The following is a 236-nucleotide window of genomic DNA, read 5'->3' on the forward strand; positions in this document are numbered from 1 at the left end:
GACCGATTCCCGACTGGTCGGCGACGGCGAGCAGGTGCGGCGGCGGCGCCAGTGCGCGGCCGGCGGCGAGCGCTTCACCACCTACGAGACCGCCGAGCTGGTGATGCCGCGGGTGATCAAGGGCGACGGGGCCCGGGAGCTGTTCGACGAGGCCAAGCTGCGCGCCGGCATGCTGCGCGCCCGGGAGAAGCGCCCGGTTAGCGCCGAGTCGATCGAGGCCGCGGTGGCGCGCATCC

The 236-nt window shown here is 75.0% G+C and carries 1 protein-coding gene; it reads left to right on the top strand.

Annotation, left to right across the window (positions count from 1 at the left end; genetic code table 11):
* A partial coding sequence (locus CVH10_RS24375; protein ID WP_106489450.1) for an ATP cone domain-containing protein occupies positions 1-236 on the top strand: 236 nt, incomplete at both ends.

Origin of the sequence: Halomonas sp. ND22Bw (assembly GCF_003011945.1) — a bacterium.
Classification (GTDB): Bacteria; Pseudomonadota; Gammaproteobacteria; order Pseudomonadales; family Halomonadaceae; genus Halomonas; species Halomonas halophila.